The following is a 15,105-nucleotide window of genomic DNA, read 5'->3' on the forward strand; positions in this document are numbered from 1 at the left end:
GGACGAAAAAAAGGGCCTCAGCACAGCTGGGCCCTTTCATCGATCAACCTGCGCGCCGGGCTGGTGGGCTCGGCACGAAGTCAGCGCGCTTCAGATCAAGAGCGGCTGGCGCGCTTGCGCTCATTTTCGGTCAAATAGCGCTTGCGCAGACGCACGGACTTGGGCGTGATTTCGACCAGCTCGTCGTCTTCGATGAACTCGACACCGTACTCCAGCGTGAGGTCGATCGGCGGCGTGATCTTGATCGCGTCTTCCTTGCCGCTCACGCGGAAGTTGGTGAGCTGCTTGGTACGCGTGGCGTTCACTACCAGATCGTTGTCGCGGCTGTGGATACCGACGATCATGCCTTCGTACACCGGGTCGTTCGCCTTCACGAACATGCGGCCACGGTCGTCCAGCTTGCCCAGGGCGTAGGTGAAGATTTCGCCATCGTCCATGGAGATCAGCACGCCGTTCTTGCGGCCACCAATGTCACCCTTGTGCGGCTCGTAGCCGTCGAAGATGTTGGAGATCAGACCGGAACCGCGCGTCAGGTTCAGAAACTCGTTGGTGAAACCGATCAGGCCACGGGCAGGAATGCGGTACTCCAGGCGTACACGGCCACGGCCGTCGGACTCCATGTTCACCAGCTCGCCCTTGCGCTCGCCCAGGGCTTGCATCACGCCGCCTTGGTGGCCTTCTTCGATGTCAGCCGTCACCAGCTCGATGGGCTCGTGCTTGACGCCGTCGATGTCCTTGAACACCACGCGGGGCTTGGACACTGCCAGCTCGTAACCTTCACGGCGCATGTTTTCCAAGAGGATGGTCAGGTGCAATTCACCACGGCCCATCACTTCAAACACACCTTCTTCGTCCGTTTCGTTCACGCGCAGGGCCACGTTGTGCTGCAGTTCCTTTTGCAGGCGGTCCCAGATCTGGCGGCTGGTCACGAACTTGCCTTCGCGGCCGGCCAGGGGCGACGTGTTCACGCAGAAGTTCATGGTCAGCGTGGGCTCGTCCACCTTCAGCATGGGCAGCGGCGCAGGGTTGGCGGGGTCGGTCACTGTCACGCCGATGCCGATGTCTTCAATGCCGTTGATCAGCACGATATCGCCAGGGCCAGCCAGGGGGGTCTGCATGCGATCCAGGCCCTGGAACGTCAGCACCTGGTTCACGCGGCCCTTGACGGTCTTGCCACCGGGGCCTTCCATGACGACCACGTCCTGCATGGGCTTCAAAGTGCCCTGGCTGATACGACCCACGCCGATGCGGCCCACGAAGGTGGAGAAGTCCAGCGCCGAGATTTGCAGTTGCAGGGGAGCGTCAGGGTTGCCAGTGTTCGGCGGCACGTGCTTGAGGATGGTGTCGAACAGGGCCGACATGTCGGGGCCCCACTGCTCACCAGGAGCGCCTTCTTCGAGCGACGACCAGCCGTTGATGCCCGAGGCGTACACCACGGGGAAGTCGAGTTGTTCGTCGGTGGCACCCAGCTTGTCGAACAGGTCGAACGCAGCGTTCACGACCTTGTCGGGGTTGGCACCGGGCTTATCCACCTTGTTCACTACCAGGATGGGGCGCAGGCCCAGGGCCAAGGCCTTCTTGGTCACGAAACGCGTCTGGGGCATGGGGCCTTCTTGCGCGTCAATCAGCAGCACCACGCTGTCCACCATCGACAGGGCACGTTCCACTTCGCCGCCGAAGTCCGCGTGACCGGGGGTGTCCACGATGTTGATGTGCGTGCCCTTCCAGCTCACGGCGCAGTTCTTGGCCAGGATGGTGATGCCACGCTCTTTTTCGATCGCGTTGTTGTCCATCACGGTATCGACGACCTTTTCGTGGTCGGCAAAGGTGCCGGACTGGCGCAGCAGCTGGTCGACCATGGTGGTTTTGCCATGGTCAACGTGGGCAATGATCGCGATATTGCGGATTTGTTTCGTCATAGTTTTTCCAATGTGCCGCTGTGCGCCATGGACGCGGAATGCGGCGTGCCTTCCAAAATTTGTTGAATTTCCAGCGGACTCAGGAGCCTGCCCGGCACCAGCTCCCCGCCAACGATGTGGCCCACCCCCAGCAACGCTGCAGGTTGATCGCCAAAGACCGCCACGGCACTGGCGTCAGGCCAGGGTCCACGGCGACGCACACCCGACAAGAACCGGGCTGCATTGTCGCCGTCCAACGTGACACGGGTGTGCCCCACCAGCAGCGACTCGGGAGGCAGAACGCAAGCCAGACGCTGCGCCTCGTCCATGGCTTCGAGCTGCGCCAAAGTGACGCAACGCTCGACCCCCAGGCCTCCCGTATCGATGCGGCGCAAAAAGGTCAGGTGAGCCCCCACCCCCAGCGCTGCACCAATGTCTTCTCCCAAGGTACGGATGTATGTACCCTTGCTGCAAGTCACTATCATTTTGATAGCTGCTTGCGCTTTCTCTGTCTGGATCAGCTCCAGTTTCAATGCATGAATGACGACCTGGCGCGCCTCACGCTCCACGGCAATGCCAGCGCGGGCGTACTCGTACAGCGCCTTGCCGTCTTTTTTGAGCGCGCTGTGCATGGGAGGCACCTGGCTGATCGGGCCAGTGAACTGCTGCTGCACGGCGGCCAGGCGCTCAGGCGTCAGGTGTTCAGGCAGCACATCGCGGCGCTCCAGCACGTCGCCCTCGGCATCGCCGGTAGCGGTGGTCACGCCCAGCAACGCCACGGCCTCGTAGGTCTTGGGGGCGTCGAGTTGCAGTTGGCTGAATTTGGTAGCCGCACCAAAGCACAGAGGCAGCACGCCGGATGCCAGCGGATCCAGCGTACCGGTATGGCCCGCTTTTTCGGCGCGCAGCAACCACTTCACCTTTTGCAAGGCGTCGTTGCTCGAAAGGCCGAGCGGTTTGTCGAGCAGCAGCACTCCGTGCACCGGGCGCCGCTGCACCCGGATGCGGGGAGCGCGCTCGGTCATGCTTCCTCGTCGTCTTTCGCGCGCGAAGAAACCGCCTTGGCGATCAAGGCGTTCATGTCGGCCGCGCGCTCGGAAGTACGGTCGAACACGAAGTGCAGCGTAGGCACGGTGTGGATGTGCAAGCGCTTGAACAGGCCATTGCGCAGGAAACCCGCAGCCTGGTTGAGCGCCGCCTGGGTTTCCACAGGGTCACCCACCAGCAGGCTGAAAAACACCTTGGCATGGGCATAGTCGGGAGTGACCTCCACGCCTTGCAGCGTCACCATGCCCACGCGCGGGTCTTTCAACTCGCGCGCGATGAGCTCGGTCAGATCGCGCTGGATCTGGTCGGCCACCTTGAAGGCACGGTTAGGGGTAGCAGATTTCTTCGCAGCCATGTTGTCGCTAGTACCTCGTTCGCCTTACAGCGTCCGTGCGATTTCCTTGATCTCGAAGAACTCCAGCTGATCGCCTTCCTTGATGTCGTTGTAGTTGCGCAGCTTGATACCGCACTCGAAGCCTTCCTTGACTTCCTTGACATCGTCCTTGAGTCGGCGCACAGACTCGACTTCGCCGGTGTAGATGACCACGTTGTCGCGCAGCAGGCGGAACTTGCAGTTGCGCGTGACCTGGCCGGAGGTGATGTACGAACCCGCCACCGTACCGATCTTGGACGCCACGAACACCGTGCGGATCTCGGCGGTACCCAGGGCTTCTTCGCGCTGCTCAGGGGCCAGCATGCCAGACATGGCTGCCTTCAACTCATCCACGGCGTCGTAAATGATGTTGTAGTAATGCAGGCTCACATCGCTCGACTCGGCCAGCTTGCGCGCACCGGCATCGGCACGCACGTTGAAGCCGATCACGATGGCCTTGGAGGCAATCGCCAAGTTCACGTCGGATTCGCTGATACCGCCCACGCCGGCATACACCAGCTGCACACGGATCTCGTCGGTGGACAGCTTGAGCAGCGAGGCGGCCAACGCTTCCTGCGAGCCTTGCACGTCGGCCTTGATGATGATGGGCAGGGTCTGCACCTCGCCCGCCGTCATCTCGTTGAAGACGTTTTCCAGCTTGGCTGCCTGTTGCTTGGCCAGCTTGGTGTTGCGGAACTTGCCAGCACGGTAGGTCGCGATCTCGCGGGCACGGCGCTCATCGCTCAGTACCATGAACTCGTCACCGGCTTGCGGCACATCCGACAGACCCTGGATTTCCACCGGAATCGACGGGCCAGCCGTCTTGGCAGGCTTGCCGTTTTCGTCCAGCATGGCGCGCACGCGGCCGGAGGTTTGACCCGCCAGCACCACATCGCCAACCTTCAGCGTACCGGACTGCACCAGCACCGTGGCCACAGGGCCACGGCCCTTGTCCAGTTGCGCTTCAATCACCAAGCCCTTGGCCATGGCTTCGACAGGCGCTTTGAGTTCCAGCACTTCAGCTTGCAGCAGCACTTGCTCCAGCAATTCGTCGATGCCCATACCGGTCTTAGAGGACACCGGCACAAACGGCGAATCACCGCCGTACTCTTCAGGCACCACTTCCTCGACCACCAGCTCCTGCTTGACGCGGTCAGGGTTGGCATCGGGCTTGTCAGCCTTGGTGATGGCCACCACGATCGGCACCTTGGCTGCCTTGGCGTGCTTGATGGCTTCCTTGGTCTGGGGCATGACGCCGTCGTCGGCCGCTACCACCAGAATCACGATGTCGGTGGCCTGCGCACCGCGGGCACGCATGGCCGTGAAGGCCTCGTGACCGGGGGTATCGAGGAACGACACCATGCCGCGTGGGGTTTCGACGTGGTAGGCGCCAATGTGCTGCGTGATACCACCAGCTTCGCCAGACGCCACCTTGGCGCGGCGGATGTAGTCCAGCAGCGAGGTCTTGCCGTGGTCCACGTGGCCCATGACGGTGACCACAGGAGCGCGTGGCAGCAGTTCGGCGTCTTTTTGACCCGCATCTTCGTCGGTGAAGGCTTCTGGATCGTCCAGCGCCGCGACCACTGCCTTATGGCCCATTTCCTCCACCACAATCATGGCGGTGTCCTGGTCCAGAGGCTGGTTGATGGTGACCATCTGGCCCATCTTCATCAAGGCCTTGATCACTTCAGAGGCCTTGATCGACATCTTGTGTGCCAGCTCTGCCACCGTAATGGTTTCAGGCACATGCACTTCGATGATCCGGGCTTCCACCGGTGCGGAGTTCTGGTGATCGTCGCGTTGATCGCGGTTGTCACCACGGCGGCCACGGGGGCCACCACGCCAGTTGTTGCGGCCCACGCCACCACTGCTGTCGCCGCGGGTCTTGATTTCTTTCTTCTTGGCCGTGTCGTTCGCCCAGCTGGAAGACAACTTGGCCGACTTGACCTCCTTGCCCGAACCAGCGCCGGGGGCGGCTGGTGCGGCAGCACCCGCATTGCGTGGGCCTGTGCCGGTACCAACGGCAGGCTTGTGCAGGGTGCCCTTCTTGGCGTCACCCACGGCGGCGGGCTTGGCTGCTGGCTTGGGTTCCTCCGGCTTTTTGGCCACCATGACGGACTTCTTGGGCGCAGCCATCATCGCGCGAATGGCCTCGGCTTCCGCCAGGGCCTTGCGGCGACGCTCTTCCAGATCGCGGGCACGCGCCGCTTCTTCTTCGGAACGGGCCTTGGCCTCAGCGGCTGCCTTTTCGCGGGCTTCATTTTGGGCTGCGGCACGGGCAGCCGCTTCGGCCTGCTGCTCGCGTGTAGCTTCCTGCTGCTGCGCAGAGGCTTGCGCCTTCTTGGCAGCTTCCTGGGCAGCATAGGCGGCGGCGCGCTCTTCAGCTTCACGTTCGCGGCGCTCGCGCTCTTCGCGCTCAGCTCGTTTGGTAGCCAGTTCAGCTTCCTGGTGGCGAATCAGCTCAGCCTGGCGGCGGGCTTCTTCCTCGCGGCGAACCAGTTCCTGGTCCTCGCGCGACACGGCAGATTCATCCACGGCAGCTTCACGCGCCTGGGCGGCCGGCGCAGACGCCTCGGCGCCTTCATCGCGCTGGATGAAGGTGCGCTTCTTGCGCACTTCCACCTGGATCGTACGTGCCTTGCCTGTGGCATCGGCCTGCTTGATCTCGCTGGTGGACTTCTTCACCATGGTGATCTTCTTGCGATCCGCCGAAGCGGTGCCATGGCTGGCCTGCAGGTAGGCCAGCAGTTTCTGCTTGTCAGACTCGGTCAGGGGGTCTGAAGCGGCAGTCTTGCCCACACCAGCAGCCTTGAGCTGATCCAGCAGGGTTTCGGGCGATTTCTTGAGTTCGTTAGCGAACTCGGCGACAGTATTACTCGACATATTTGGTTCGTGCCTCCCTGACCTTACTCTTGCCCTGCCACGAACCAATGTTCGCGGGCCTTCATGATCAAGGCCTTGGCTTCTTCAGCAGACTGTCCGGTCAGGTCGGTCAGCTCATCAATGGCCAGATCGGCCAAGTCGTCACGTGTATGCACACCGCCTTCGGCCAGCTTGGCAATCAGGTCGGGGGTCATGCCTTCGAGGTCGCGCAGGTCTTGAGAGACCTCTTCCACGCTTTCCTCACGGGCGATTTCCATGGTCAGCAGCGCATCCTTGGCGCGGGCGCGCAGCTCGTTCACGGTGTCTTCGTCAAACGATTCGATCTCCAGCATTTCCTGCAGCGGCACATAGGCCACTTCTTCCAGGGTGGCAAAGCCTTCGGAGATCAGGATGTCGGCGATTTCTTCGTCCACATCCAGCTTTTCCATGAACAGGCGGCGCGAGGCGTCGGACTCGTTGGCCTGCTTCTGCGCGCTTTCGGCGGCGTCCATGATGTTGATCTTCCAGCCCGTCAGGTCGGAAGCCAGGCGCACGTTCTGACCACCACGGCCAATCGCAATGGCCAGGTTTTCTTCGTCCACCACCACGTCCATGGCGTGCTTTTCTTCATCCACCACGATGGAGGACACGTTCGCGGGTGCCAGCGCACCAATCACGAACTGCGCGGGGTCTTCCGACCACAGCACGATATCCACACGCTCACCGGCCAGTTCATTGGTCACGGCATTGACACGGGTGCCACGCACGCCGACGCAGGTGCCGATGGGGTCCACGCGCTTGTCGTGAGACAGCACGGCAATCTTGGCGCGCGAACCGGGATCACGGGCGCAGGACTTGATCTCCAGCAGGCCTTGCTCGATCTCGGGCACTTCCTGGCGGAACAGCTCCACCATGAATTCGGGGGCCGAACGCGACAGGATGATCGGTGCGCCGCGCAGCGTCAGGTCCACTTCCATGATCATGGCGCGCACACGGTCGCCACTGCGCAAGTTTTCCTTCGGAATCATTTCCGAGCGACGCAGGCGGCCTTCCACGCGGCCGGATTCGACAATGATGTCGCCCTTGTCCATGCGCTTGACGGTGCCGGTGAAGATCTTTTCGCCGCGCGACATGAAGTCGTTGAGCAGCATTTCACGCTCAGCATCGCGGATCTTTTGCAGGATGACCTGCTTGGCAGCCATGGCGCCGATGCGGCCAATGGGCACGGATTCGACACCTTCTTCGATGTACTCGCCCACCTCGATGTCGGGCACGCGCTCGCGAGCGTCCATCAGCAGCTCTTCAGCATCGGGGTTTTGCAGGCCAGCATCATCAGGCACCACCAGCCAGCGGCGGAAAGTCTCGTAGTTGCCGCTGTCACGGTCGATGGACACGCGGATATCCACTTCGCCTTGGTACAGCTTCTTGGTAGCCTGGGCCAGAGCCGATTCCACGGCACCCAAGACCACATCACGCTCCACGTTCTTCTCGCGCGAAATGGCCTCAACCAACATCAACAATTCGCGATTCATGCGACGACTCTCCTATTTCAATCACTGAAGATGCTGGCCACCGTGGGGCAACCTGCCATCCTGTATTTTTAATCTGCGGCTCAGGCAGCGCCCTGCCCCGCCTTGCCAGCACGGCCCTTGAAATCAACGATGGGCGCCAGACGCGCATCACGCAATTCATCCAAGGTGAAACCCAGTGCCTGCAACGGCGCCGGAACACGTTTCTTGCTGACTTTTTGACCAGGCTTGACTGCAGGCTCGTCTCTCCAGACGATCTGCCAGCCACCAGACTCTGCACGCTCCAGCGTGCCGCGAAATTTCTTGCGATTGGCGCTGACCTGACCGGCCGCTGCCGCACCCATGGGCGCCTTCAGGGTGATGTCGATGACCGAACCCTCGAAACGCACGAAATCCTGTTCGTGGCGCAGGGGGCGGTCAATGCCTGGGGATGACACTTCCAGGCGCTTGTATTCCACACCGTCCACCTCCAGCGCAAACTGCAGCTGGCGGGTGACCTTTTCGCAATCTTCCACGGTGACAAACTGGTCCAGCAGCGGGGCGGGTGCATCGGTGGCCGGAGCCACCCAGGGCAAATCAATGGTGATGCGCAAGAGGCCTCCGGCAGAGCGTTCAATCTCTACCAGGTCATAGCCCAGACCAGTCACAACTTGTTCTACGATTTGCTGCAGTGCCACGTGTTCAGTTCAATCCCGGGAAAAACGAAAAACCCGATAACCCCCAGAAGACCCCCTTCTGACAGCTTCGAGCTCCAAAACCAATCGACCAAAAAAAACGGGCGGTTGGTACCCGCCCGTTTGGTCGTGAGAGCTGGATTGTACTCTTTAAAGCATTGATTTGCAACGACAGTGCACACTTAGCAACAGCGATTCAGTCCGCTCCCAAGGGCCGCAACAGCTGCTGGAGGTCGCTCTCGGTGAACAGCGGTTCACGGCGGGCCGCTTCGCCGCCGTAGATGGACTGGGCCAGCTGCGCCTTGCGCTCCTGCAAGGCCAGAATGCGTTCCTCAATCGTGCCCTGGGCCACCATTTTTACCACCCACAGGTTTTGCGTCTGGCCAATGCGGTGGGCGCGGTCGGTGGCCTGAGCCTCGGCAGCGGGGTTCCACCACGGGTCGTAGTGGATGACGGTGTCCGCCTGGGGCAGGTTCAGCCCCACACCACCGGCCTTCAGGCTGATGAGGAACAGCGGCACCTCGCCGCTGGTAAAGCGCTGAATGATCTCATCGCGTTTTTGGCTTTGGCCGGTGAGTTTGACCCAAGGCAAGCCCCGGGCCTGCAGCTCCGCCTCGATCAAGCCGAGCATGCTGGTGAACTGCGAAAACAGCAGCACCCGCCGCCCCTCAGCCAGCATTTCGGGCAAAAGCTCCATCAACTGCGCCATCTTGGCCGATTCGCGCACCTGGCGGGCAGACTCCAGCGGCACCAGGTGCGGGTCGCAGCAGACCTGGCGAAGCTTGAGCAGCGCATCCAGGATGGTGATCTGCGATTTGGCCAGGCCCTTGGAATGCAGGGCTTCGCGCACCGTCTTTTCCATGCCCAGGCGGATGGTTTCGTACAAATCGGCCTGGGCACCCCTCAGTTCCACGCGCATCACGGTTTCCACCTTGGGCGGCAGCTCATACGCCACCAGCGCCTTGGTGCGGCGCAGCATGAACGGTGCGACGCGGGCACGCAATTGGGCCAGCCGTCCGGTGTCACCCTGTTTTTCTATGGGGTTGCGAAACAGCTCACGAAACCGCTGCTGGCTGCCTAAAAAACCGGGCATCAGGAAGTGGAACAGGCTCCAGATCTCGCCCAGGTGGTTTTCCATGGGTGTGCCCGACAGGCACAGCCTGTGCCGCGCCTGCAGTGCAGACACCACCTGCGCCACGTTGGTGCTGGCGTTTTTGATGTTTTGTGCCTCGTCCAGCACCACCAGATGCCACTGCAACTGCAGCCAGCGCTCACGGTCGCGCTGCAGCAGTGAATAGGGGGCGATGACCAGATCGTGCTCGGCCACCGAATCAGCCAGTTCGTGGCGGCCTGCGCCGTGCAGCACCAGGGTGCGCAGACCGGGGCAAAAACGTGCGGCCTCGCTGTGCCAGTTGCCCATCAGGCTCACCGGGGCAATCACCAGCGCGGGGGCCGTGAGGCGGCCCGCGTCTTTTTCGACCTGGATGTGGGCCAGCGTTTGCAGCGTTTTGCCCAGGCCCATGTCATCGGCCAGGATGCCACCCAGGCCCTGGGCCCGCAAAAACTGCAGCCAGTTCAACCCCTGCTGCTGGTACGGGCGCAGGCTGGCGTGCACGCTGGCAGGCAGGGGCACCTCGGCGATGGGGCTGGCGCCCTGGAGCTTCTGCACCAGGGCCTGCAGCGACGCCGCACCCTGCCACACCGCGCCCTCGCCCAGGGCGGCACTGGCTCGCAAGGCTTCCAGCCTCGACAGGCGCAGGCTGGGCTGCGAAAAATCTACCCCGCGTTCGCCCACCAGCTCCAGCAAGGCGGCCAGCCAAGGGCGCAGCGGCTCGGTGGGCAGGCGCACAAAGCCGCCTTGGGCATCGCCACGCGGCACGTAGACAAACGGCGGCAACTGCGGCTGCCCGGTGGCGGGGTCGGGCGGGTGCTGCGCGGCCTGGGCGATCAGGTCGGGCAGCCAGGGCAGCACGTTGTGGCGCTGGCCGTCCAGTTCCACGCCCAGTGAGAGCGAAAACCAGGGCGAGGTGTCTTGCACCTGATCAAGCATCACATCTAGCTCGCCATCGCGCCCATCATCCTGTGCAAAGGCGCTGAGTGGCGCTGGTTCTTCGACCGAATCTTCTTGCCCGGGCCTGGCAGCGTGAGCCACCGGCTGCGGCGCCAGCGCCACCGTCAAGTTTTGCGCACGGCTCACCCAGCCCTGAAGCGCCGGGTCCTGCGTCACGTCAAACCCCGCTTCGATGAACACCGCAAAGCCCGCATCGGCCCACGGCATCCAGGCCTGCTGCGAGCGCTCGCCGGGCAGGCCAAACACCCCCTCGTCGGTGGCCAGCAGGCCCAGCGCCATCAGTTTCTGGATGGCTTCCAGCTCCGCCTGCGGGTGGCGCTGCAGCAGCACCTTGGGGCCGTCGCTCCCATCCAGCGGCGGCACCATCACCTGCGCGCCCTGCCCTGGCCACCAGCCACGGTGGCCGGCATAGTCAAAGGTGAGCCGCGCCATCACCAGGCCCAGCGTGGGCCGGTCGGCCAGCGGCGTGGGGGCCAGGTGCAGGCAAGGCCGGGGCACCACACCCTGCAACCGCTGCACGCTTTGCACCACCGGGGGCAGGGGCAGTTGGTGCAGGCTGCGGGCCATTTCATCCTGGTATTTTTCGATGGCCGACTCGCGCAGCGCGGGGGCCTTGAGCAACACCTCCAGCTGTGCGGGAGAAACGGAGCCCAGATCCACCGGCCCGCATTCACCCCGCTCGGCATCGATGAACAAGGGCGGGCTGTTGTGGCACAGCGTGCCGCTGTCACCGGCAAGAGCAGCGCGCAGCTGCCAGGCAGGCTCGACCGACAGCGCCCCCGACTGGGCGGGCAACTCGTGCCAGCACCACTGCAAGGGGCGTGCGGGGCCCCAGCGCAGGGCGTTGCCCACGGTGGATCCACCCGCATCGGCAAACAGCCGCCCGGTGCTGGCGGCCTGTTGCAGCGCCAGCAAACCCACCTGCCCTTCCAGCACCGCGCAGGGGGCGCCGCTATAGGCCGAGTAATACGCCTGGCTGCGCGGCATGGCGCGCAGCAGTTGCAGCACCTGTCGATCGGTCTCACTGGCCTGGTCGTACACCGCCTGTCCCTTGGCGGGCTGGGTACGCACCTGCTTGGGCTTGGCCCAGCCACCGGTCACCTTGGGGTAAGACACCACGGCTTCAAGCTGCAGCTGCACCGGCTGGCGCATGCCGCCCACCACCGACAGCAAATACAGATATTGCTCGGGCCGCGCACTGCGGTCAGTGGGGCTAAGCACCACATCGCCCCCGGCGGCGCGGTCCAGTGCGGCCAGCCAGTTCACCAGCTGGGCCTGGGCCTCGGCCTGCTGCACAGCGGCCATGCGTTCGCGCGCGGACAAGGATGCTGCCGCCGCGCTCACGCCCTTGCGCGGGGCTGCGGCAGCGCGGGCCTCGTCGCTCAGCGGCAGGCGGGCAGCCTTGAGCATCAACGCCACCGCGTGCTTGCACTGGCGCCCCACGGGGCAGTCGCACACGCTGCGCCAGTAGTCCACCTGGCCATCGGGCATCACCGCCAGGGTGACGGCCACTTCATACGGCAGGTGCTGCGTGCCCTGCACCAGGGCCTGTATGCGCCAGCCTTCGTCCAGCGGCTCAATGTCGGGCTCGCCCACCACGCCTTGGGCCAGCAGGGCCTTGCCACGCATCCAGGGGCCGTCCTCGCACAGAGCGCGCAAGGAGTCGGGGTCAAACCAGAAGGTGTCAGGCATTACAGGTCAAATTGGCCTCTAGCGCTTGATGAATAAGCGCCAGCAGCTATCTATTCAATAGCATCAAGTGCCTGCCACAGTGCGGTCTGCACGCACGCGGTCAAACACCTCTTGCGCCATGGGGTCGGTGGCGGCGCCAGAAGGGGCACCGCTGCGCAGGGTGGCCAGCAACCGTTCCAACACCGCAGCCTGGGGCAGCAAGGGGCCCAGAAAATGCGCCTTGCGGCCATCGGCAATCAGCAGCGTGGGGAAGGTCTCCACATCCAGGTCGCCCGCCAGTTCCGATTCGTCTTCAATGTCCACCCATTCAAAGCGCACCTCGGGATGGGCCTGGGCCAAAGCGTCAAACAGCGCCCGGTAGTCGCGGCAGGTGCCGCACCAGCCCGCGCACAGGCACACGGCCCACCAGCCGCCGGGCTGGGCGGCGGGGGCAGTGGAATCAACGGGCAAGGCGGTGTGGCTGGGCATGGATACAACTCCTCCAGCCCGCCAATCAGGCGGGCCAGGGCAACAACGGTGTCAGGGGCTGCGCCGCTCGCGGGCGCGGTAAACCTCGATGGTACCCACACCCGCGGCCTGGTTGCCCCAGCTATTCCTCACAAAAGTGGCCACGGCCGCCACGTCCTCATCGCCCAGCAGGTGCTGAAAGGGCGGCATGCCATGCGGGCGCGGGTTGCCTGCGGTGGCTGGCAAATAGCCGCCCTGCAGCACCACGCGCACCAGGTTGGTCGGGTCAGCCAGCACCACGGCGCGGTTGCCCGCCAGCGGCGGGGAGGCGGGTTGGCCGGCCTCGTCCTTGGCGCCCTGCCCTTGCGCGCCGTGGCACTGGGCGCATTGCGCCTCGTACACCTTGGCGCCGCGCTCCATGACCGACACGGGGGCTGCGGCCTGCTTGGCGGGGGTGGCTGCATGCTGGGGCAGCGCCTGCAAATAGACGGCCATGGCGCGGGCGTCAGCATCGCTCAGGTACTGCGTGCTGCGGAACACCACCTCGGCCATGGGGCCGATGACGGAAGCCTGCGGGGCCACGCCTGTCTTGAGCAAGGCCACCACATCGGCCTGCGGCCAGCGCTGCACGCCAGCCTGGGCAGCGTCGGTCAGCGCCGGGGCCAGCCAGTTCTGCACGGGGATCAGCCCGCCCGCCAGGGCCTGCCCTTGCTGCTCGGCCCCCAAGCTGTTGCGGGGGGTGTGGCAAGCGGCACAGTGGCCCAGCCCGTTCACCAAGTAAGCGCCGCGCTGGTAGTCAGGCACCTGCGCGGTGGCCAGTGCCTGCGGTGCCGACGCGGCTGGCTGGGCCACGTCTGCCGGGGTGAAGAACAAGGCCCGCCACACGCCCAGCGCCGCCTGGGTGCTGTACGGAAAGCGCAGCGCATGCACCTTGTTGGCCTGCGCCACCGGCGCCAGACTTTGCAGGTAGGCAAAGATGGCGTCGGAGTCTTCGCGGGTGACGTGGGTGTAGCTGGTGTACGGAAAGGCGGGGTACAGCAGCCGCCCGTCCTTGCCACGGCCGTTGTGCATGGCGCGCCAGAACTCGGCCGACGTCCACGCGCCCAGGCCGGTGGCTTTGTCAGGTGTGAGGTTGGAGCTGTAGACCACGCCAAACGGCGTTTCAATGCCGCGCCCGCCCGCAAACGGCGCACCGCCCTGCACGGTGTGGCAGGCCATGCAATTGCCCACGCGGGTCAGGTATTCGCCCTGCGCCACCAGAGCGGGGGTGGGCTTCAGGGTTTCGGCGCTGGGCAAGGGGTCCTCACCGCGCAGGTTCAGGGCCACGATGGCGGCGGCGCTGATGCCCAGGGCGGCCAACGCGCCCGACACCAGCCGCAAAAAGCGCTGCGGGTTCATGGGCGGCCTCCTTCGGCCACGCCGCCGCAGCGTGCAGGCATGGGGCCCGACAGGCTGGCCACCGGCTTGCCATTACCAGGCACGGGCTGCGCAGCCAGCCAGGCAGACACGGCGCTCACATCTTCGGGCGTGAGCTGGCGGGCCACGTCGGCCATGCAGTCGGGCGACTGGGCCTTGCGCTGGCCGGTCTTCCAGGCGCCGAGCTGGCTGTTGAGGTAATCACGCGGCAGGCCCAGCAGACCGGGAATGGACGGCGCCACCCCCGTCATGGCTGCGCCGTGGCATTGCACGCATGCCGGAATCTTGCGCGCCGCATCGCCCTGCTGTACCAGGGCACGGCCCTGCTCCAGCTGCGCGGGGGTGCCCTGAGGGGCTGGCGGCGGCGGGTAAGGCAAATCAAGCGCGGCGAAGTGCACGGCCATTTCGCGCAGGTAGTCATCGGTCAGGTGCTCGATGAGATAACCCATTTGCGGGTAGCTGCGCCGCCCATCGCGAAAGTTGAGCAACTGGTTGTGCAGGTAGCCCGCAGGCTTGCCCGCAATGCGGGGGAAGTAACCCTCGGCCGTGGCGCGACCTTCCTTGCCGTGGCAGGTGGTGCAGGCCAGCACGCGCGATGCCATGCCAGCGGGCACGGTGGCGGCAGGGGCCGCAAAGGCTGCAGAGGTGGCAGGAACAGGATCAGCGGGGCCGGGCGCCGCGGCTGCAGCACTACAAGCCAGGGCGGCGCCCCACAGCGCCAGGGGGCGCAGCCGGGTGCGTAAAGAATCGATCATGGGTCTTGGTGTAGGGATCAAAAACGCGGCGCAAGGCCTGCGACACCCTGCACTTTAAGCGCGCAGCGCGCTGCATGCCCGGTGCGGGGCTTAGAACCTGTTCAAAGTCTTTTTGAAGATTGCATTGGAGTGCAATCGGGATGAGTGGATGCTTCGGGTGCGCCGCATGGGCTCATGCCCATGCAAGCAGCGGGGCATCCAATCGCCCGATTTCACTCCAACCCTTTGGGCAAGTGGCTTGCCGGGCGGTCTGCGGCGTTGCAGCGCTTGCCAATAGCACGGGCTATTGGCTGCGCACCGCGCCTTGCAGCCCATCCCCTAGCCGGGCGCCCGGCAACACA

The 15,105-nt window shown here is 64.3% G+C and carries 10 protein-coding genes; all 10 read right to left on the reverse strand.

The window, feature by feature from the left end:
- Positions 1-95: 95 nt before the first annotated feature.
- On the reverse strand, positions 96-1,919 hold the full coding sequence (typA, locus tag AADJ04_RS06125; protein ID WP_066786999.1) for a translational GTPase TypA: 1,824 nt from the start codon (positions 1,917-1,919) through the stop codon (positions 96-98).
- On the reverse strand, positions 1,916-2,923 hold the full coding sequence (truB, locus tag AADJ04_RS06130; protein ID WP_341239065.1) for a tRNA pseudouridine(55) synthase TruB: 1,008 nt from the start codon (positions 2,921-2,923) through the stop codon (positions 1,916-1,918). The genes typA and truB overlap by 4 nt, the downstream gene beginning before the upstream one ends.
- Positions 2,920-3,300 carry a 30S ribosome-binding factor RbfA gene (gene rbfA, locus AADJ04_RS06135; RefSeq protein WP_066695266.1) on the reverse strand — a complete coding sequence of 127 codons (381 nt, stop codon included), beginning with the start codon at positions 3,298-3,300 and terminating at the stop codon, positions 2,920-2,922. The genes truB and rbfA overlap by 4 nt, the downstream gene beginning before the upstream one ends.
- Positions 3,301-3,324: 24 nt before the next feature.
- Positions 3,325-6,201, reverse strand: coding sequence for a translation initiation factor IF-2 (infB, locus tag AADJ04_RS06140; RefSeq protein WP_341239066.1), 2,877 nt, complete (start codon positions 6,199-6,201; stop codon positions 3,325-3,327).
- Between the two features lie 23 nt (positions 6,202-6,224).
- A complete protein-coding gene (gene nusA / locus AADJ04_RS06145) occupies positions 6,225-7,712 on the reverse strand; it encodes a transcription termination factor NusA (protein ID WP_044400867.1) in 1,488 nt (495 codons plus the stop codon).
- 80 nt (positions 7,713-7,792) lie between these two features.
- Positions 7,793-8,386 carry a ribosome maturation factor RimP gene (gene rimP / locus AADJ04_RS06150; protein ID WP_066695270.1) on the reverse strand — a complete coding sequence of 198 codons (594 nt, stop codon included), beginning with the start codon at positions 8,384-8,386 and terminating at the stop codon, positions 7,793-7,795.
- Between the two features lie 193 nt (positions 8,387-8,579).
- On the reverse strand, positions 8,580-12,146 hold the full coding sequence (locus tag AADJ04_RS06155; RefSeq protein WP_341239067.1) for a DEAD/DEAH box helicase: 3,567 nt from the start codon (positions 12,144-12,146) through the stop codon (positions 8,580-8,582).
- A 63-nt stretch (positions 12,147-12,209) separates the two neighbouring features.
- A complete protein-coding gene (locus AADJ04_RS06160) occupies positions 12,210-12,614 on the reverse strand; it encodes a thioredoxin family protein (RefSeq protein ID WP_341239068.1) in 405 nt (134 codons plus the stop codon).
- Between the two features lie 51 nt (positions 12,615-12,665).
- A complete protein-coding gene (locus AADJ04_RS06165; RefSeq protein WP_341239069.1) occupies positions 12,666-13,991 on the reverse strand; it encodes a cytochrome c in 1,326 nt (441 codons plus the stop codon).
- Entirely contained in the window at positions 13,988-14,764 is a 777-nt protein-coding gene (locus AADJ04_RS06170) for a c-type cytochrome (protein ID WP_312781922.1), read from the reverse strand. The genes AADJ04_RS06165 and AADJ04_RS06170 overlap by 4 nt, the downstream gene beginning before the upstream one ends.
- Positions 14,765-15,105: the final 341 nt, after the last annotated feature.

Origin of the sequence: uncultured Acidovorax sp., assembly GCF_964021665.1 — a bacterium.
Taxonomy (GTDB): Bacteria; Pseudomonadota; Gammaproteobacteria; order Burkholderiales; family Burkholderiaceae_C; genus Acidovorax; species Acidovorax temperans.